General features: G+C 54.8%; 17 protein-coding genes. 12 read left to right on the plus strand and 5 right to left on the minus strand.

Annotation, left to right across the window (positions count from 1 at the left end; genetic code table 11):
* Positions 1-451 (minus strand): UPF0149 family protein (locus tag ACEQ15_RS13490; protein ID WP_370279731.1); only part of this gene is annotated, 451 nt, incomplete at its 3' end.
* A gap of 140 nt (positions 452-591) precedes the next feature.
* Here ACEQ15_RS13490 and recQ point away from each other — a divergent pair.
* From recQ to recD, 10 genes are all read left to right on the plus strand, one after another.
* Positions 592-2,712, plus strand: a complete 2,121-nt coding sequence (recQ, locus tag ACEQ15_RS13495) for a DNA helicase RecQ (protein WP_370279732.1) — start codon at positions 592-594, stop codon at positions 2,710-2,712.
* Between the two features lie 15 nt (positions 2,713-2,727).
* Positions 2,728-3,159, plus strand: coding sequence for a YqaA family protein (locus ACEQ15_RS13500; protein WP_370279733.1), 432 nt, complete (start codon positions 2,728-2,730; stop codon positions 3,157-3,159).
* Between the two features lie 39 nt (positions 3,160-3,198).
* The gene (locus ACEQ15_RS13505; protein WP_370279734.1) at positions 3,199-3,987 is read left to right on the plus strand and encodes a hypothetical protein; all 789 of its coding nucleotides are present in this window, start codon (positions 3,199-3,201) and stop codon (positions 3,985-3,987) included.
* A 97-nt stretch (positions 3,988-4,084) separates the two neighbouring features.
* Positions 4,085-5,008 carry a tRNA 2-thiocytidine(32) synthetase TtcA gene (gene ttcA / locus ACEQ15_RS13510; protein WP_370279735.1) on the plus strand — a complete coding sequence of 308 codons (924 nt, stop codon included), beginning with the start codon at positions 4,085-4,087 and terminating at the stop codon, positions 5,006-5,008.
* Positions 5,009-5,210: 202 nt separating this feature from the next.
* Positions 5,211-6,383: an MFS transporter gene (locus ACEQ15_RS13515; protein ID WP_370279736.1), complete on the plus strand. Its 1,173-nt coding sequence runs from the start codon at positions 5,211-5,213 to the stop codon at positions 6,381-6,383.
* Positions 6,384-6,394: 11 nt separating this feature from the next.
* A complete protein-coding gene (locus tag ACEQ15_RS13520) occupies positions 6,395-7,252 on the plus strand; it encodes a hypothetical protein (RefSeq protein WP_370279737.1) in 858 nt (285 codons plus the stop codon).
* A gap of 76 nt (positions 7,253-7,328) precedes the next feature.
* Positions 7,329-7,550, plus strand: coding sequence for a hypothetical protein (locus ACEQ15_RS13525; RefSeq protein WP_370279738.1), 222 nt, complete (start codon positions 7,329-7,331; stop codon positions 7,548-7,550).
* Positions 7,551-7,901: 351 nt separating this feature from the next.
* On the plus strand, positions 7,902-11,198 hold the full coding sequence (gene recC / locus ACEQ15_RS13530) for an exodeoxyribonuclease V subunit gamma (protein ID WP_370279739.1): 3,297 nt from the start codon (positions 7,902-7,904) through the stop codon (positions 11,196-11,198).
* Positions 11,199-11,204: 6 nt separating this feature from the next.
* Positions 11,205-14,738, plus strand: coding sequence for an exodeoxyribonuclease V subunit beta (gene recB, locus ACEQ15_RS13535; protein ID WP_370279740.1), 3,534 nt, complete (start codon positions 11,205-11,207; stop codon positions 14,736-14,738).
* Positions 14,735-16,555, plus strand: coding sequence for an exodeoxyribonuclease V subunit alpha (gene recD / locus ACEQ15_RS13540; protein WP_370279741.1), 1,821 nt, complete (start codon positions 14,735-14,737; stop codon positions 16,553-16,555). The genes recB and recD overlap by 4 nt, the downstream gene beginning before the upstream one ends.
* A gap of 83 nt (positions 16,556-16,638) precedes the next feature.
* Here the strand turns inward: recD and ACEQ15_RS13545 are convergent, their stop codons facing one another.
* From ACEQ15_RS13545 to ACEQ15_RS13555, 3 genes are all read right to left on the minus strand, one after another.
* Positions 16,639-16,770, minus strand: a complete 132-nt coding sequence (locus tag ACEQ15_RS13545; protein WP_370279742.1) for a hypothetical protein — start codon at positions 16,768-16,770, stop codon at positions 16,639-16,641.
* A gap of 86 nt (positions 16,771-16,856) precedes the next feature.
* On the minus strand, positions 16,857-17,099 hold the full coding sequence (locus ACEQ15_RS13550; protein ID WP_370279743.1) for a GrxA family glutaredoxin: 243 nt from the start codon (positions 17,097-17,099) through the stop codon (positions 16,857-16,859).
* Between the two features lie 617 nt (positions 17,100-17,716).
* Positions 17,717-18,283, minus strand: a complete 567-nt coding sequence (locus tag ACEQ15_RS13555) for a TIGR04211 family SH3 domain-containing protein (protein ID WP_370279744.1) — start codon at positions 18,281-18,283, stop codon at positions 17,717-17,719.
* Positions 18,284-18,596: 313 nt separating this feature from the next.
* Between ACEQ15_RS13555 and ACEQ15_RS13560 the strand changes: the two genes are divergently transcribed.
* The gene (locus tag ACEQ15_RS13560; RefSeq protein ID WP_370279745.1) at positions 18,597-19,397 is read left to right on the plus strand and encodes a mechanosensitive ion channel family protein; all 801 of its coding nucleotides are present in this window, start codon (positions 18,597-18,599) and stop codon (positions 19,395-19,397) included.
* A gap of 78 nt (positions 19,398-19,475) precedes the next feature.
* On the opposite strand, the gene ACEQ15_RS13565 is transcribed toward ACEQ15_RS13560, so the two are convergent.
* Entirely contained in the window at positions 19,476-19,877 is a 402-nt protein-coding gene (locus ACEQ15_RS13565; protein ID WP_370279746.1) for a Spy/CpxP family protein refolding chaperone, read from the minus strand.
* Between the two features lie 142 nt (positions 19,878-20,019).
* Here ACEQ15_RS13565 and ACEQ15_RS13570 point away from each other — a divergent pair, with 142 nt between their 5' ends.
* Complete coding sequence (locus ACEQ15_RS13570) at positions 20,020-20,445, plus strand: VanZ family protein (protein WP_370279747.1); 426 nt, start codon at positions 20,020-20,022, stop codon at positions 20,443-20,445.
* Positions 20,446-20,462 lie beyond the last annotated feature (17 nt).

The following is a 20,462-nucleotide window of genomic DNA, read 5'->3' on the forward strand; positions in this document are numbered from 1 at the left end:
TCATGATTGGCAACATCAGTTCAGCAACGGTTTCCTCTTCCTGATGGTTGAACCAGGCTTCTTCGTTCATGAACACACCTTCCATGAACGCCTGTGCCCACCAAGTCAGGCCGGACATATCTTCGTCTTCGTCCGGGATCAGGGTCAGCTCGCACGGCAGATCAATCTCCTGATCGCTGTACAGGTTGCTGTTGATCATCTTGTACAGGCGACGCAGCATTTCCATGATACGGTCGTGCTGTTCCTGGGAATCCCAGGTTGGCGCACCGTCAAAGACCAGTTCGCTCCACTCCTGTTCGGAGACGGCTTTTGGGCTGATGTTGCAGGCAGTGAACAACCCGTGCACGCCTACCAGATCCAGAGAATCTTCAGATACAGCGTCGGAGTAGAGGAAGTCCTCCAGTTCGTCCAGTTCAGCGTCGGACAGTTCAGCGTGAGTCAGTGCGTTCATTGCAACATCCCGTCAAGTAAATTACAGGTGCGATTCTAGCCGGAAAACCGCGTAATAGCAGCCTTATTTGAAGAAATATAGCTGCTGGTGGGATGAATCGTTGATGACAGTAGCTTAGTGTTAGCGGATAATGCCGCCCCATGATGGATAGGGCACTGCAACTCCTGCAAGACGTTTTTGGCTATGAGCAGTTTCGGACACCCCAGGCGGAGGTGATCGAAACCTTGCTGAACGGGCAGGATACACTGGTCGTAATGCCTACCGGCGGTGGTAAATCGCTTTGTTATCAGCTGCCTGCGCTGATCCGACCGGGTGTGGCGGTGATTGTGTCACCGCTGATCGCACTGATGCAGGATCAGGTCTCAGCCCTGTCCCAGTGGGGCATCCGCGCCGGTTGCCTCAACTCCTCCCTCGATTATTCCGTGATTGCTGAAACCGAGCACCAGATCCGTGCCGGTCAGTTGGATCTGCTCTATATCGCACCGGAACGTCTGCTGCAGGCCCGCACGCTGGACCTGCTGTCCGAATGTCAGATCGGTCTGTTTGCGATCGATGAAGCGCACTGTGTCTCCCAGTGGGGGCATGACTTCCGCCCGGAATATCTGCAGCTGTTTAAGTTGCGTGAGCGTTTTCCCGGTGTACCTCGTATCGCCCTGACGGCGACTGCCGATGAGTGCACCCGCCAGGAGATCATCAATCGCCTTGAGCTGACCGATGCCCAGCGTTTTATCCGTGGCTTTGACCGCCCCAATATCCGCTACCGCATCGGCCAGAAAGATCGCGCCAAAGAGCAGCTGCTGAAGTTCCTAAAAGACGAACATCCGAAAGATGCGGGTGTGGTTTACTGCCTGTCCCGCAAACGGGTGGAAGAGACCGCCGAGTGGCTGCATGAGAAGGGTTTTGAAGCCTTGCCTTACCACGCGGGGTTACCGTCAGAGCTGCGCAACCATAACCAGCACCGTTTCCTCAACGAAGAGGGGATTGTGATGGTGGCGACCATTGCGTTTGGCATGGGGATCGATAAACCCAACGTGCGCTTTGTCGCTCACCTGGATCTGCCAAAGAGCGTGGAAGCCTACTATCAGGAGACCGGCCGTGCCGGCCGTGATGGTCAGGCGGCCGATGCCTGGATGGTGTACGGTCTGCAGGATGTGATCTTCCTGCGCCAGATGCTGGAAGGATCCCAGGCCAGCGATATGCACAAACAGGTGGAGCGCCAGAAACTGGAAGCGATGCTGGGATTGTGTGAGATCACCAGCTGCCGTCGTCAGGCGTTGCTGGCGTACTTTGGCGAAAACAACCACGAACCGTGCGGTAACTGCGATACCTGTCTGGAGCCCGTTCCGGTCTGGGATGGCACCGAAGCGGCGCGCAAGGCACTGTCGGCGGTGTACCGTACCGGTCAGCGTTACGGTGTGACCTATGTGATTGAAACCCTGATCGGTAATAAGGTGGATCGAGTGGTGCAACTGGGCCACGACAAACTCACCACCTTTGGTATCGGTAAGGAACTGGACAAGAAACAGTGGCGTTCGGTGTTTCGCCAGCTGGTGGCCCGCGGTTATCTGCGCGTAGATGCGGAAGGGCACGGTGTGCTGCAGCTGACCGAGAAATGCCGTCCGGTACTGAAGGGTGAAGAGTCCCTCGAACTGCGTAAGGATCAGCGCAAGCAGAGCCGCTACGATCGCAAACAGGTACCGCAGAACAAGCTGGAAGCGGAAGATTACGCCCTGTGGAATGCCCTCAAAGCCAAACGTAAGGAACTGGCGGATGACCAGGATCTACCGCCGTATGTGATCTTCCACGATGCCACGCTGATGGAGATGGTGATGTACCGTCCCCTCAGCCATGAGCAGTTCAAGCGCCTCAACGGTGTGGGGCAGCGTAAGCTGGATCTGTACGGCGACCAGTTTATTGCCGTGATCGAAGAGCACGAAGTCAACGAGCCGGTAGACCTGGATGCCCAGGTAGAACAGTCGATCATGCTGTTCCGCTCCGGCATGACCACCGAACAGATCGCCCTGCAACAAAAGCTGTCGGCCAAGGTGATCTACAACCACTTGGCCCACGGTATAAGCCAGGGGCAACTGGAGATGAACGATGTGGTTGAACTGCCCGATGCGGAGCTGCGCCATATCGAGCAGGTGATCCACGAATGTCAGCGGGAATACGGCAACGCGCTGAAACCGGTGTACGAAGCGCTGGCCGGTGTCTACGAGATGGGCATCCTGCGCTGCGTAAAAGCCGGTCTGCAATTGTAAGGGCGGTATCGGCTGATGATGGAGATGGGTGCTGAAGCGACGCTGTTTGGACTGTTCCTCAGCGGCCTCATCTCGGCGACCTTGCTGCCGGGTGGTTCGGAAGCCCTCTTCGGCTGGATGCTTTACAACGAAAGCTATGCGGCACTTCCTCTGTTTTTTGCGGTCACATCCGGTAACGCACTGGGTGGTATTATCACCTTTGTGATGGGCTGGCTTCTGGCGATCCGATACCCGCTGAAAGCGCTGGAAAAACCGGAACACCAACGCGCCCAGCGTTGGCTTGAACGCTGGGGACCGATGGCGCTGTTGCTGTCCTGGTTGCCCATCGTGGGTGATCCCCTCTGTTTTATCGCCGGTTGGCTGCGGGGAGGCGTCTGGTTGTCTATGCTGATGATTACCCTCGGCAAGGCAGCCAGGTACGCAGTACTGATGTTGCTCGTCGCCTGAACTGTTTCGAAATTCGCTCCTGACATGGAAGATGTCTGAATGATCAATAGCGATACCTTCCGAAAACTCCGTATTACTTTTCTTCTGCTGCTCCTGCTGATGGTTGCGTTGAACACCTGGTTGTCGATCGTGCGTGTGACCGACTGGCAGGAGCCACTCTGGGTGGTGGTGTATCCGATCAATGCCGATGGACGGCAGGATACGGGGCAGTACGTGGCCGCGCTGAGCGAAGAGCACTTTGAGGATATGGAGCTGTTCCTGCAGCGGGAAGCACAGCGTTACGGCATCGGTATCGACCAGCCCCTTGAGGTAAAGCTGGCGCCGATCGTTAATGTCCAGCCGCCGGAGGTGCCTGAGAATCCCAGCCTGTTGATGAATGTGCTCTGGAGTCTGCAGATGCGCTTCTGGTCCTGGCAAAACGACAGCTGGGATGGCCCCAATCCGGATATCCGGATCTACATGCGCTTCTTCTCACCCAGCAACCGACACGTTCTGGAGCACTCCCTGGGCCTGCAGAAGGGGATGATCGGTCTGGTTAACGGCTACGCCCATGTGGACTATCAGGGGCGCAACAATATGGTGGCGATGCACGAGCTGATGCACACCCTGGGAGCGACCGACAAATACGATCTGGAGACCAACCTGCCGCTATGGCCGGAGGGCTACGCCCACCCGCATCAAAAACCGCTGATCCCGCAGGCTCAGGCTGAAGTGATGGGTGGGCGAATAATGGTTCAAGCCGGTTTCGCCATCATGCCGAAAACGCTGGAGCAGGTGATTGTGGGGCCGCAAACGGCACACGAAATCAACTGGCGAAAAAATCGCTGATCTGATCAAAAAGCGTTCAATTCTTTCGTCGCTGACAGGCGGGAACTGCGCTATAATCCGCGCCTTCCAATTTTGAACGTTTCAGACCGATCCAGAAATGACCGAATCCGCCGCTGTAGAATCACCCGAAAAGAAAATCAAAGTCCGCATCAACAAGCTGCAGAAACGTCTGCGCCGTGAAGTGGGCCGCGCCATTGAAGACTTCAACATGATCGAAGATGGCGACAAGGTGATGGTGTGTTTGTCGGGTGGCAAAGACTCCTATGCCATGCTCGACATCCTGATGAACCTGCAGAAGAGTGCGCCGATCAGCTTTGAGATTGTGGCGGTCAATCTGGACCAGAAACAGCCGGGTTTCCCGGAGCATATCCTGCCGGAATACCTGGAATCGATTGGTGTGGAGTTCCACATCATCGAGCGTGATACCTACTCCATTGTCAAAGAGGTGGTGCCAGAGGGTAAAACCACCTGTGGTCTTTGCTCTCGCTTGCGTCGTGGCACCCTGTACGGCTTTGCGGAAAAGATCGGTGCCAACAAGATCGCACTGGGTCACCACCGCGACGATATCCTGGAAACCTTCTTCCTCAACATGTTCTACGGCGGCAAGCTGAAAGCGATGCCACCGAAGCTGGTCTCCGACGACGGTAAGAATATGGTGATCCGCCCGCTGTCTTACGCGCGTGAGAAAGACATTGCGGAGTACGGTGAGCTGAAAGAGTTCCCGATCATCCCATGTAACCTCTGCGGTTCGCAGGAGAACCTGCAGCGTCAGGTGATCAAAGAGATGCTTAACGGTTGGGACAAAACCCACCCGGGCCGTATCGAAACCATGTTCCGCTCCCTGCAGCACGTTGTACCGTCCCACCTGGCGGATACTGAGCTGTTCAACTTCAAAGAGCTGCAGATGGGGTACGCCCATGGCATCGCTGGCGACAGCGTAACCAACTTCTTCGACCCGAACGAGGGCAAAGAGCCACAGGCTGAAAAGATGCCGGAGATGATCGATATCCTGGCTCTGTAGAAAACGAAATGTGAGCTATTGCGCTTGGCTATACGGCGTTAAAAAGGCCCTCAATATGCTTATTTACTCTATGTAAACTGCGCTATTTCGGGCCTTTTTGCCTTGTCTAGCCTGCGCTCATAACGCTCAATTTCGCTTTCACACATAAATTTCTTGCCTCACCGTCTTACGAGCAGGAAACGGATTTCGAGAGGTAGTATCTGTGAATATCAATGTTGTGCTGCTGGCATTGTGCCAGGCGCTGCTGACCACCGGTAATGTTTTACTGGTGTCGGTGACGGCGCTGATTGGGCGTGATTTGGCACCCAGCGATGCGCTGATCACCCTGCCGGTGGCGATGCAGTTTGTTGGCCTGATGGCAGCAACCATTCCCGCCTCGCTGATCATGAAACGGATCGGCCGCAAGAACGGCTTCTACCTTGGCAACAGTATTGGTATCAGCGGTGCGCTGGCCTGTATTCTGGCGCTGAACGGCGCGCAGTTCGGTCTGTTCTGCGCAGGCACTTTCCTGCTGGGGATTGGCATTGGGTTTGGCACCCTGTACCGCTTTGCTGCGGTGGAGGTGTGCGCACCGGAGCAGAAGAACCGTGCAATCTCCATGGTGATGGCCGGTGGTGTCCTCGCTGCCGTGGCTGGTCCTCAACTGGCAGTCTCAAGCCAGGAATGGATCGAAGCTATCCCGTTCCAGGGTGCCTTTGTAGGTCTGTTGATCCTCTATATCATCGCGCTGGTGTTGCTGAGTCTGATCCGAATTCCTGCTGCCAGTGGTGATGAGCACCACGGTCCGACCCGGCCTATCCGTGAAATTCTGGCCCAACCCGACTTTATCAGTGCCGTAGTGGCGGGCATGGTGGGCTACGCCGTGATGAACCTGCTGATGACAGCCACACCGCTGGCGATGCAGCGTTGTGGCTACGAGTTCAGCACCGTGGCCAACGTGATCGAATGGCACGTGCTGGGCATGTTCCTGCCGTCCTTCTTCACCGGATCGCTGGTTAACCGTTTTGGCATCAAACCAATTATCTACTGCGGTGCAGCGCTGTTTGTTGGCTGTATTGCCATCAATATGACCGGCACCAGCGAGTGGCACTTCTTTATCGCTCTGTTGCTGCTGGGTGTAGGTTGGAACTTTATGTTTATTCCGGCCACCCAACTGCTGACCGGTACCTACAAGCCGGCCGAAAAAGCCAAATCCCAGGCGGCCAACGAGTTCCTGGTATTTGGTGTGGTGACCCTGTCGGCACTGACCTCCGGTTGGCTGGAAGCTTCCTTGGGCTGGTTCACCATGAACTGGATGATGCTGCCGGTTGTACTTTGGGCCGTAGCGGTGGTGTACCTGATGGACCGCAAAGCCAAAGCGATGGCAACCGTTTAACCTGATTTTTTATGAAGTTGATCCTCAGCCGTAAAGGTACCGACTCCAGCGCAGGCGGATTGCCCAGTCCGATTCTGCCGGATGGCCGTTTGCTCTCCCTGCCGATTCCGCAGTCGGATGCGCCGATCAAGTATTCCGAGCTGATGGCGGGCAAGCAGAGCCTCTCCAGCCTGATCAAGCAGCTGGGCGGTAAGCAGTGGCGGGGTGGTTGTCACCTGGACCCGGATATAGATCGATCCCTGCTTAAGGACAGCAGGAACTGGGTGCCTGCCTTTGGTCAGTTTGGCGCCGCTCAGCGCCATCTGGAACAGGAAGGTGTGGGCAAAGGAGATCTGTTTCTATTCTTTGGCTGGTACCGTCAGACCGAAAGGGTGAAAGGTAAAATCCAGTTCGTCAAAGGCGCACCGGATATCCATCAGATCTTTGGTTGGATGCAGGTAGGGGAGATCCTCAAGCCTTCGTTGCCGGATAATGAAGCAGTCCTGGCTCGTTATCCTCAGCTGGCGAATCACCCGCATATGCAGAAGGACTATCAGTTCAACACGATCTACCTACCGAGCGAGCAGCTTGTGCTTAATGGGCGTTCCACGGGATTACCAGGCTTTGGGATGTTTCCGCAGTACAGTCAGGCACTGCAGCTGACCACACCGGGTGAAAACCGCACCCACTGGACGCTGTCAAAAGCGTTCTACCCGGATGATTTTGAGACCGCGCTCAGCTATCACCGCCAGCCATGGCGCTGGAATCGGGGTGGGGAACAGGTGCAGTTGCAGGCTGCCGCCCGCGGACAGGAGTTTGTTTTGGATTTGGCAAAACAACCAGCGGTGGCCGATTGGCTGGAAGCGCAGTTTTTACAGCAGCTATTTTGAAGAGCCTTTGAAGAAATTGGGCTTGACCCGGTCGCCCCCCTCTCGTCATCATTAGCGCCTCAACCAAGGGGGTGTCATGAAAAGTTTCCTATTCTCAACTCACAACGATCGCGGCGGCGTAATTCTGTGCAATCTCGACACCCTGGAAGAGGCGGTGGAGTACCTGCAACAACGCTTTGATGGTGTGGTGCGTGTTGAGGAAGGACGTAGCTACTGGACCAAAGAAAACGGATTCGATGAGCTACCCCCGGCTGACGATTCTAGCGGACCGGGTGGTACTGGTTCCGCCACGCCGTAACACGCCTGATTGGCAGACATGCGCTGGTCTGCTTTAGTAATCACCGGCTTCTCATCAACTGATTTCATTGCAACCGGTGTTGCCGGTAGTTGGATGCTTGCTGTAGCAGTAGGGCTGTACCAGTCATCGCTATGGGTGCAATCAATGACTTCAACGCACTGAATCTTCATCGTTCATACTTCGGTTCGATTGACGCGGGCCGCTACTATTTCAAATTCAAACGACAGTTTGATGACAACGCTGTGCTTTCAGATTAAGTCGATCTGGACTTCATGAATTCCATCCTTCAGGATCAAACATCAGTTTCGCGCATAGCGCCTTTACGGTGATGGATCTGATCAGGAAAAGGTAATGTTTCGCATATATCACTCGAACGCACTGGATGTGCTCAAGGATCTGCTGGTTGAACTGATCAAGCGTGATCCGCTGACCGATCCCTTCGCCCAGGAAACCATTCTGGTACAAAGCCCCGGCATGGCCCAGTGGCTCAAACTGGAGCTGGCTCAGGCACAGGGCATCGCCGCCAGTATCGATTTTCCGCTGCCTGCCTCCTTTCTTTGGAAAAGTTTCTCCGAAGTGTTGGAGGGCGTGCCGGAACGTTCCGCCTTTAACAAGGAGGCGATGACCTGGAAGCTGATGGAGATCCTGCCCGCCCAGCTAAGCCAACCGGAATTCAGTGATCTGGAGCGTTACCTGGCCGCCGATCAGGGTAACTTTAAGCTTTACCAGCTGTGCGGCAAGATCGCCGATACCTTTGACCAATACCTGGTATACCGTCCCGACTGGATCGCCGATTGGGAGCAGGGTGGCAACATGGCTTCGGATAGCCAGCCGTGGCAGCCGATCTTGTGGCGTGGATTGGTGAATCGCACCCAAGAATTTGGCCAGGCCCACTGGCATCGCGCCAATATGTTTTCTGAGTTTGTGAACGCTTTGGGTCGAAGCGGAGACAACACGGGCCTACCGACAAGACTTTTTGTGTTTGGTATCTCCGCGCTGCCGCAAAACTATCTGGAAGCCCTGCATGCGATGGGGCAGAAGATCGATGTACACCTGATGGTAACCAATCCCTGTCGTTACTACTGGGGTGAGATTCTGGACCAGGCGCAGATCGCCAAGCTCAATCGGAGCTGGTTTGATAAACCGGGCACCGATATGAGCACTTACTTCGAACACGGCAATCCGCTGCTGGCGTCGATGGGTAAGTTGGGCCGCGACTATCTGGTACAGCTGCAGGAGCTGAAATCGCCGGAGATCGAAGCCTTTGTGGATATCGATCGCGACAGTCTGCTGTTGCAGATGCAGGCGGATATCCTGGAACTGGATGACCGTGCCCGCTTCCCCACCCAGCCCGATGGTTTCCTTCGCAGTCACCACAAAACCCCGATTGCCGGAGGCGACCGTTCTATTCAGTTGCACGGCTGTCACAGTCCTCTGCGTGAAGTGGAAGTACTGCACGATCAGTTGCTGGCGATGTTTGAAGAAAATGCGGAGATTTCGCCGCGAGATGTCATAGTGATGATGCCGGATGTGGCCAGCTACGCACCGTATATCGATGCGGTATTTGGTAATGCACCGCCCGAGCGTTATATCCCGTTCTCCATCTCTGACCGCTCCGCGCAACAGGAGAACCCGCTGCTGCAGAGTTTCCTGCGTTTTATCGCCCTGGCCAACAGCCGCATGACTGTCTCCGAGGTGCTGGAACTGCTGGAAGTACCGGCGGTGATGCGTCGCTTCGGATTGGATCAGGACGGTTTTCACCGCATCCGCCATTGGGTGGCCGAGGTGAATATCCGCTGGGGACTGGACAGCAATCAGCGTCAGCAGTGGGACCTGCCGGAGTTTGAGCAGAATAGCTGGCAGTTTGGTTTGCAGCGTATGCTGGCCGGATACGCATTGGGCGACAGTGAAGAGCTGTGGTCCGGTATCGCCCCGTACGGTGAAGTGGAAGGTCTGGAAGCGGATCTGTTGGGTAAGCTGGCGGACTTTGTCGACCTGCTCAGCTTCTGTGCGGAGCAGTTCAACGCTGAGCAAACGCCGGAAGCCTGGATCGAATTGATCAACAGCCTGCTTGAGCGTGCCTACCAGCCGGATGAGCTGGATGAGGTGGCGCTGGACCAGGTCCGTAAGGTGCTGGCACAACTGCAGGAGCAGATCAGTGACGCGGGGTGGTCGGCGCCGTTGTCGATCGAGATCCTGTGCGACTACCTCAATAACGGCCTCAACAATGCCCGCTCCAGTCAGCGCTTTATGATAGGTTCCGTTAACTTCTGTACCCTGATGCCGATGCGTTCCATTCCGTTCCGGGTGGTGTGTCTGCTGGGTATGAACGACGGTGACTATCCACGCACCTTGCCGCCGATCGGTTTTGACCTGATGGCGGATCAGCCACGTCGCGGTGACCGTTCCCGCCGGGATGATGACCGCTACTTGTTCCTCGAGGCCGTCCTGTCGGCGCGGGAAAAGCTGTATATCAGTTATGTAGCGCGTTCCATCCACGACAACACCGAGAAAGTACCGTCGGTGCTGGTCAGCGAACTGGTTGAATACTTGGCGCAGGCCTATGTGTTGCCCAACTGTATCGAACAGGATATGGACAGCAGTGCCGAGGCGCTCAAGCAGGGTTTGCTGACCGAACATCCCCTGGCACCGTTCAGCGTGGATTACTTCCAAAAGGACAGCGGGTATTTCAGTTTTGCCAGCGAATGGCTGGTGGCTGCATCAGCCGAGCAGCAACCGCCGCCAAGTTTTGTCACCAACACGCTGGACAGTGAAATGCCGGTCGAGCTGGAACTGGCCGACCTGCTGCGCTTCTTCCGTAACCCGTGCCGTTATTTCTTTACCCAGAGGTTGAAGGTGCACTTTGAAACCCGCGAATCGGGCGCAGAAGATGACGAACCGTTTAAGGTGGAAGGACTGGATGACTACCAGCTGAAGCAGCGATACCTGCAAGCGGCGCTGGCCAATGAACCGCTGGATGAAGTGGATGCCTGGATTCAGGCCGAAGGCTTGTTGCCGGTGGGACACAGCGGATATCAGAGCCTGAGCAAAGTACGTAAAGATTGTGTGGAGCTGGCGGAAAAGCTGGAACCGTTGATGCCGGAAACTCCGCATCGCCGCGAGATCCGCATAAAATTGCCAAGCTTCCCCCAGCTGCGCATCACCGGCTGGCAGGATGGCTGGTATGGCAACACTTTGCTGCGTTACCGTCCGGCCCAGGTACAGGGCTACGATCGCCTGTTTGGCTGGATCGAACACCTGGCGGCCTGCGCCTGTTTCCCGGAAACCAAAGGCACCGTTCACCGTGGTTTGTCAGCGCAACTGACCTATAAACCGTTGGTACGTGCTGAAGCGATCCTGCAGCTGGAAACGCTGGTGAAACTCTATCTGGAGGGGCAACAGCGACCGCTGCCATTCGAACCGGGTGTGGGCTGGGCTTACCTGGCCGAGCTGGCCAAGGGTGAAGATAAAGCGCGTATCAAGGCGCAAACCCGCTTTGAAGGCGGCTTTAACAGCTATGGTGCCATTGAAGATCCGTACCTGCGCCGTGTCTACCCGCATTACAGCGCTTTTGAACCGGGGCTTATACCGTTGGTGGATCAGGTGCTGTCGCCGATCATGTCGTGGGTGGAAGAGGGAAAGGAATAAAAGGATATGAGTGATCTGATTCCACTGCAGCCATTAATGTTCCCGCTACACGGCATGCGCCTGATTGAGGCCAGCGCCGGTACCGGTAAGACCTACACCATCACCGCACTCTATCTGCGCCTGCTGCTGGGCCATGGTGAAGAGGGCCCCGTACAACCCCTCGGCCCCGACCAGATTCTGGTGGTGACCTTCACCGAAGCCGCCACCGAAGAGCTGCGCGACCGTATCCGTGTACGTATCGCTGAAGCACGTCAGGCCTTTATGCTGGCGCTCAATGGCCATCCCATCAAAGAACCACTGCTGCAGGCTTTGACCGATGAAGTTGAAGACAAAGACAGCGCAATAAAACTGCTGGAGCAGGCGGCCCAGCAGATGGATGAAGCAGCGATCTTTACCATCCACGGTTTCTGTCAGCGTATGCTCAAGCGCCACGCCTTTGAGAGTGGGGCGCTGTTCGAAACCGAACTGACCCAGGATTCCCAGCGCCTGCTCAATCAGGCGGTGATGGATTTCTGGCGAGCTGAGATCTACCGCATGCAGGCGGGGATCGCCTCTGCCGTTCTGCATCTGTGGAAAACGCCGGTGGACCTAAGCCGGGACCTGAGTGGATTCTGGAGTTCGCCTGAGCTGCGTCTGCAGCCGGACCTCTCGGATCAGGATCTGGGCAAACTGTTTGAGCAGTTCCTGAGCCTCTTAACGCGTTTCAAATCCCTCTGGCTTAGTGATGAAACCGATCTCGAAGCATTGATCCGTGATTCTGGCGTCAGCAAACAGAGCTACCGTAAGAACCTGCTACCCAACTGGCTAGCCAAAATCGGTGAATTTGCCGAATCGGATAGCAGCGTGTTGGATAAGAAACTGTTGGAGGTAATGGAGCGGTTCCAGCAGTCCCGCCTGTATGAGAAATCGCCGAAGGGCAATCCACCGGAGCACGAACTGTTCCGCCTGATTGAAGAGCTGCTGGAAGCGCAGGTACCGGTGCGTGAGATTATGTTGGCCCGGGCCTACCGAGATGTGCGTTCACGCTTTGATCAGCATAAGCAGCAACACAACCTGCTGACCTTTGATGACCTGCTGATCAACCTGGACCGAGCGCTCAGTAACGACCAGTCCGGTCTGCTGGCCGGTGCGATCCGCAATCAGTTCCCACTGGCGCTGATCGATGAGTTCCAAGATACCGACCCGATGCAGTACCGCATCTTCAGCCGGATCTACGGTGCTCAGGAGGGGAAAGTATCGACCGCTGAGTACCGGCCCGGACTGGTGATGATCGGTGACCCAAAACAGGCGATCTACGCCTTCCGTGGCGCAGATATCTTTACTTATATCCATGCCCGCCGGCAGGTCGAGGCGCCGTATACCCTGGATACCAACTGGCGTTCCACCTCACGCATGGTGGAGTCGGTGAACCGTCTGTTTGAAAGCGCCAACGCGCCGTTTATCTACGAGCAGGATATCCAGTTCCAGTCGGTGAATGCCGGTGGCAAGTCCGATAAGAAACCGCTGTTGGTGGGCGGCAAAGAGATTCCGGCGATGACCTTCTGGCACGAGGAGGATGAGGAGCCGATCAACCGCAACACCTACTTCGCCCGTTTTGCCCGTGCGACGGCTGTTGAGATCGAGCGCCTGCTCAGTGGCGATTCTACGGTGGGTGAGCGTGACCTGGAAGCGGGAGATATTGCTGTACTGGTCCGTGACCGTTACGAGGCGGATGCGATCCGACAGGCGCTGGCTGAGTTCCAGCGCCCGTGCGTGTACCTGAGTAACCGCGAAAGTGTGTTCTCCACCCAGGAAGCCCTGGACCTGCTGTTACTGTTGCAGGCGGCACAGGAACCACAGAACGAACGCTTTGTGCGTGCCGCGCTGGCAACCTCCATTCTGCAGCTGGACGTAGAAGCACTCGACCGCCTTAACCACGAAGAAAAAGCGTGGGAAGCGGCGGTCGCTGAATTCACCGAGTACCAGCAGTGCTGGCTGCGTCTGGGCGTGTTGCCGATGCTGCACCGCCTGCTGCAACGGCGCAAACTCTCCGAAGCGATCCTTGCCCGTGCCGACGGTGAACGCCGTCTCACCGACCTGTTGCATCTGGGTGAACTACTGCAGACCGCCAGTACCGAAGTGGAGGGCAGCGCAGGACTGTTGCGTTGGTACGCTGAGAAGCTGAACAACCCCAACGGCAGCGCTGAAGATCAGCAGTTGCGCCTGGAGAGTGACCGCAACCTGGTGACGCTGGTGACAATACACAAATCCAAGGGGCTGGAGTACCCGGTAGTATTCCTGCCATTTCCCTGTGCGATGAAGGACAGTAAGCAGTCGCTTTACCACGATGACAACGGCGATACCGTAATGGACCTGCAGGCCTCCGACGAAGCGGTGGCCAAAGCGGACGAAGAACGATTGGCGGAAGATCTGCGTCTGCTTTACGTGGCCCTGACCCGTTCCGTGTACGCCTGCTACATGGGCGTGGCCGATGTGAAGGTGGGTCAGAAGAAAGAGCAGCTGCAACGCACTGCGCTGGGATACCTGTTGTTGCAGGAGGGACGGGAGCTGCCTGAAGCGGTAGCACGCTTGCCGGAGCTGTCATCCGCTATTACCGTGATTGAGCCCCCTCAGACGGTGCCGCAGATTGATCTGTTTGCTGCGGAACCCGCACCGCAGCCTGAATTGGAAGTACGTCAGTTTAAAGGACGTATCGACCGCAACTGGCGGATGACCAGCTACTCGGCGCTAAGCAGCCACGGTGGTGGGCATCAGCTGCCAGAGCTGCCCGGACTGGATCTGGAGGTGGCGGGTGAAGAGGTGGCCGTTGCCGAACCGGAACAGTCGATCTTCAGTTTTCCCAAAGGCGCGCGCGCCGGTACCTTCCTGCACGCGGTGTTTGAAGACCTGGATTTTCCAACGGCCGGTGGTGCAGAGCTCACCGAGTATCTGCAGGAGCGACTCACGCTGGAAGGTTATGACACCGAATGGACGCCGGTACTGGAGGCCCTGGTGGCTGATGTGTTGGACAGTGATCTCGGTGTTGACGTTACCAGGCTGCGGGATCTCTCCTCTGAGAACAAGCTGGTGGAGATGGAGTTTATGCTGCCAATTAATGGCTTGGACTGTGGCGCGCTCAACCAACTGATCCGTAGTCATGACCCTCTCTCCGCGCAGGCGGGATTTCTGAACTTCGATCAGGTCACTGGGATGTTGAAGGGTTTTATCGACTTGGTGTTCCGGCACAACGGTCGTTATTACGTGCTGGATTACAAATCCAACTTCCTGGGTGACCGTCACGACGCCTATACCCAGCAAGCGATGGCGGAAGCGATGATTGACCACCGCTACGACCTGCAGTACCAGCTCTACACCCTGGCGTTGCACCGTTTGTTGCAAAGCCGGATACCCGATTACAGCTACGAGCAGCATATGGGCGGCGTATTCTACCTATTCCTGCGTGGCATGGGGCAGGACGATAACGGCATCTTCCATGTACGTCCGGAGGCGGACTTTATCGAACAGCTGGATCAGCAGATTGCGCAGGGAGGTGAGGCATGAGTGAACTGTTAACCGTACTGCGAGCCCGTGTGGATATGGGCGAGCTGCGACCGCTGGACTATCAGTTTGGCCGCTTCCTGCAACAGAGAGGCGCGAGCGATCGCGCTGTGCTCGCGGCTGTACTGGTCAGCGCCGAGCTGGCACAGGGGCATGTCTGTCTGGTGTTATCCCGCTTACCGGAATTGTCGCCGGAACTGAAACAACTGGTGGCCGAATACGGCATCACTACACTGGCGCCGGAGTCGCAGATTATCGGCACGGGTGATGAGGTCACACCGTTGGTGCTGAATGGCGATCGCCTCTATCTCCATCGCTACTGGGCCTATGAGGTGATGATTGCAGGTAATCTGCACAAACGTGCGGCGGGTTCCGAGGTGGATCTGGATACTCTGAAAACAGGACTGGACCGTCTGTTTAAGCGCACGCCTAATGAAACCGACTGGCAACGGGTGGCTGCGGCAATTGCCGCGCAGCGTCGCTTCTCGGTAATTTCTGGTGGTCCGGGTACGGGTAAGACCACCACCGTGACCAAACTGCTGGCATTGATCTGCGAGCAGAGCCTGAAGGCCGGACGCGATCCGGTGATCAAGTTGGCGGCGCCAACGGGTAAAGCCGCAGCCCGCCTGTCTGAATCGATTGCCGGGGCTGTGAGTCAGTTGCCGCTCTCGATGGAACAGCGTGCGCTGATCCCCTCTGAGGCCAGTACCTTGCACCGGTTGCTGGGCGTGATCCCGAACAGTCACAACTTCCGTCACAACAACGCCAACCCGTTGCATCTGGATCTGCTGGTGGTGGACGAGGCGTCGATGATTGATCTGCCGATGATGGCGCGTTTGCTGGATGCCTTGCCGGAATCGGCCCGCCTGATCCTGATCGGTGACCGCGACCAGTTGGCCTCGGTGGAAGCGGGCAGTGTACTGGGTGATATCTGCCAGTGGCCGGGTGAGGTGGGTTATTCGCAGCAACAGGCGAAGGTGCTGTCTGCCCTCTGTGATATTCCAGCCGATGAGATTTGTCAGAACTATCCATCCCCGATAGCAGATTCTGTGGCTTTTTTACGGAAAAGTTACAGATTTCATGATCAGAGCGGAATTGGCCACCTGGCACGCGCCGTAAACAACGGTGATGTGGCGTGTTTCGATGCGGTGGTACGCCAGGGATATGACGATATTGAGCTCAATCTGCTTACCAGTGAGGGCTACAATGCGCTGATTCAGCGAGCGGTGGATGGTTACAGTCACTACCTGCGTTGTGTGGAAGAAAATGCAGTACCGGAACATGTTTTGGCGCAGTTTGGCCGTTTGCAGCTGCTTTGTGCACTGCGGGAGGGGCCTTACGGTGTGGCGGGCTTAAATGAAACGATTCGTGCCGGTCTGGCGAAGCGTGGCCTGGTGGCGTCGGAAGGACTCTGGTACAGCGGCCGCCCGGTGATCATCACCCGCAATGATTCAGCGCTGGAGCTGTACAACGGTGATATCGGGATCGCCCTGCCGGACGAAGAGGGCAACCTGCGTGTGTGGTTCGAGCAGTCGGGTAAGATGCGTGCGGTATTGCCAAGCCGCTTGCCTGAACACGAAACCGTGTTTGCGATGACCGTGCATAAAAGTCAGGGATCAGAGTTCGAACAGGTACTATTCCTGATGCCACCGGATGACAACCCGGTACTGACACGGGAGTTGCTCTATACCGGGATTACCCGAGCCAAACAGGCGTTGGCACTTTATGGCACCGAACGTATCTTCAGGCAAGCTGCGATGCGGCCTACAGAGCGAAACGGTGGCCTGGCCGATCGGTTGTGGAAGGCCGATTTATCCTAGCTTTTAGCCAATTTACAGCCACTAAAAAGGGAGCCTGCTGGCTCCCTTGCTGGATAGAGTACTTCAGTAGTCGACGTAAAGTCTTAACGACGGCGACGCTGCTGTTTCTCTTCGACGCGGATACGAATCGGTTTCATCTCACGCTGAGCAGGCTTGCTCATCTGGAACACAATATAACCAGCGGCGAGTGCCAGTAGAGTTGCAAAAATCAGCATATGTCGCTCCTAGTGCCGGCCATTACCGGTCGTCAGATTCGGCATTTCGATGCGCGGGTGGCACATCTCAAACTCGATATTACTGATTATAGACCCTGTTGACCAATGTATTGTTCAAATTCGGTGAATCCACCGATGTGTTCCTGGCCAACAAAAATCTGAGGTACGGTTTCGACCGGCTTACCCACCGTCTTTTCCAGATCCGCCTTGCTGATATTCTCAGCGTATATATCGATGTAGCGGAAGTTTAACTCTTTGATTTCACAAAGCTGCTTAGCGCGAGTACAGAAGCCACATCCTGGACGGCCAAAAATGGTTACGCGTTTCATTGTGCTGAATCCCCTGATCAAAAATCTATAGAAGTATTAGAGCATGGAGGGCGAATCAGCAGCCAATTGGATCTGTTTATTCAGATCATTTAGTTCCCCTATCGACGTTGGTAGAGGCGAGTCATTCGTCAAGCCCTAGATTGGCTAATGCAACACAGAAATTTTTCATTAAGGAAATTGTCATAAGTACAACTGATTTTTATGTGCAGCGCAGCATCGGCGCATGTTTTCAGGGGCTCGGGGATTTTCCCCAAAGCCTGTGGATAAACCTGTCGACAAGATTTGGGCAAGAGAGTGCAGGGCTGATAATACGGGCGTTTTACTTGGTTTGGTCGAAAAATATACAGATATCTAACTGTATGATTTCTAATGGCTAATCCACGTCAATATTAAAATAATGCAACTTCGTGACAGCGAAATGTGAATGAAAATAAATCATGTTGACACGGCTTTCTGTTGTGCATTTCATGAACTGTAAAGGAGGGTTTACAGTTTTTCCGAGTATTTTTGCTGAGCTTAAGCCGAGATTTGTACAGAAGATGTACAGAGGTGGGGCGGGTATAACAGCCATTAGAGAAAGTCTGTTATACCCGACGATATAGGCAAGGAGAACGGCTTTACCAGGTAGAGGACGGTTTACGACGACCGGAGAAGGAACGGACCAGCAGGCCCAGAATCACACCACCCAACGCAATCAGACCGCCGTGGGTGAACCAGCGCATCAGGTTGCTTTCATCCATGGTCTCGATCTGGAAGCTGAGCGACTTAATCTCTGTTTTCAGTTCGTTAACCTCGTCTGCCAGTACCTGACGCTCGTTGCGAACCGAGTTCAGCTCTGCCTGCAACTGGTTGATTACCTCGCTCTGTTCTTCAACCTTGCTGCGGCTTTTCTTCAGATCACTCTCCAGGATAGGCAGTCGCACGCTCATACTCTGACCTTTACCGACGTTATCAGGTGCAACCCAGCCAACCTTGCCATTGGGTGTGCGGATCTGAACGTACTTGGAACCTGGATCTGTTTTCAGAATGGTGACAGGAGCACCACTCTGCACGCGGCCGGTGATCCGGTATTTGTTGCTCGGGCCGCTGTGGTAAAAAATGTAGACATCGTCGGCGATATGGCCGGTCTGTGCGTGAACTTGTAAGGAAAGGGCGAAAATTAAAAATGTGAATAGTGTTTTCATCAATACCGTCGCTAATAGTAATTTGCTTATGTTCTAATCAGGCCCGGTTCCCTACTCCCGAGCCACTTACCTACCCATAGACCGCTAAGACAACAAAAAGCTGTAAATGATCCGTGCGTATTCTACTAAGTTGTTTAATACTTTTCGATGAGCCTGTGCTCCGAATCGCCCTGAATATGAGGGCTGGAGTGAAGTAAAAGTGAAGTAAGTTTGTGTTAAGCATTAGTATGATAACAAATGCGTCTTCCGGCCACTGAATAACGGGATGTTCTGTTTTAGTGGCAACGGGAATTAACTGGATGGGGAAAACACAATGGAAAATATGTTCGACACCTATATCTACCCATGGGTGATTAATATTCTGCTGGCGCTGGCGATCTTCTTTGTCGGTCGCTGGGTTGCAAATCAGATCGTTAAACTGATTACACGCCTGCTACGTCGCTCCAAGATGGACGACATGCTGGTGAACTTCATCACATCAATTGCCAATATCCTGTTGCTGCTGGTTGTAGTGGTGGCGGCCCTGGATCAACTGGGTGTGGATACCACGTCGCTGATCGCATTGGTCGGTGCTGCTGGTTTGGCTGTTGGCCTGGCGCTGCAGGATTCCCTGAAGAACTTTGCGGCCGGTGTGATGCTGATTGTGTTCCGTCCATTCCGTGAAGGTGATTTTGTAGAAGCTGCTGGCGTCTCTGGTATTGTGGAGCACGTAACCATCTTCAATACCGTGATGCGTACCCCGGATAACCGCGAGGTGATCGTGCCAAACGGTGGTATCTACAGCGGTGTAATTGTTAACTACTCTGCCCGTGACACCCGTCGTGTGGATATGTTGTTTGGTATCGGCTACGAAGATGATCTGAAAAAAGCGAAATCGATCCTGGAAGAGATTCTGGCGAACGATGAGCGTGTACTGAAAGATCCTGCGCCGGTTGTGGCGGTATCTGAACTGGCTGATAGCAGCGTGAACTTTGTGGTACGTCCTTGGGTGAAATCAGCTGATTTCTGGAATGTGAAGTGGGATACCACTGAGGCGGTTAAAATGCGTTTTGATGCGGAAGAGATCAGCATTCCTTATCCGCAGATGGATGTTCACCTGCACGAACACGACTAACATCCACGTGTTGTAAATCAGATTTAAACGAAGGGCCCTTATCGGGCCCTTTTTTTGTATGGAGAGCGCTTAATGGTCTTAGCTCTGCTTCTTCATGTGTGCGCGTAGTTCCTCTTTACGCTCCTTCTGAATTTCCTCGTACTCGTCCATCTGCTCGTCACTTAAGATCGCTTCCAATTTTTTGTCAGTCGCTATCTTCGCATCCTTCAGCTCACCCCTTAGCTTACGTTTGTCACCGAAACTCAGCTTTTTGAAGCTTTGTCGGTCACCGCTGGCCGGATCAATACCGTATTTCTTCAGAATTTCACGACGGGTCGCTAAGCTGTTCTCAATGATCGGTTTGATCTGCTCGCTTTGGCTGTCCGTAAGTGCCAGGCGTTCCTTTATGTCGGCGATCTGTTGTTCCAGATCAGGCGTCTGTGCATTAGCGCCCAGTGCAGTGAGGCTGAGGGTCAGTAGCAGTAGGAATTTCTTGAGCATCGTGGGAACCTTTACATCGTTTGGGATTCTTCTGACTATGGTACGAATCCGCATGTAAAGTTTGGGCTAGATCGTGCAAAGTTGTGTAAACAGATTCGGTAAACAGATTCGGTAAACAGACTCGGTAAAGAGATTGGTTAAGGTGATTCAAGGCATCCATCGCTTCGTGATCCCGCTGACAACAGTGTTCGTGTTGTGCGTGTTGTGGGTGATATTTGAAGCGAATACCGGGAAAGAAGCCGCCATCTTCCAGTGGGTGCGCTCACTGCCTTACGGCGACAAGGTGGGACACTTTGGCGTATTTGGCCTGATGGTACTGATGTTGAATCTCTGCTTCAGGTTCCAGACTCTGGGCCGAGGATGGTGTCAGATCTATCTGGGCACTGCGATCGTGACATCCTTTGCGGTAACAGAAGAGATCAGTCAGTACTTTATCCCTAGTCGCACCTTTGACCTGTATGACCTGGCGGCCGATGCCGTGGGTGTTACCCTGTTTACCGGTTTGAGCTGGTTGTGCGCGCATTATCTGCGGAAGCTTGAAAGCGCATCTCCGAAAACGGATCCCTGAATCTTATCCCTGAAAGC

It is taken from the genome of Pontibacterium sp. (assembly GCF_964228735.1).
Lineage (GTDB): Bacteria > Pseudomonadota > Gammaproteobacteria > Pseudomonadales > Balneatricaceae > Pontibacterium.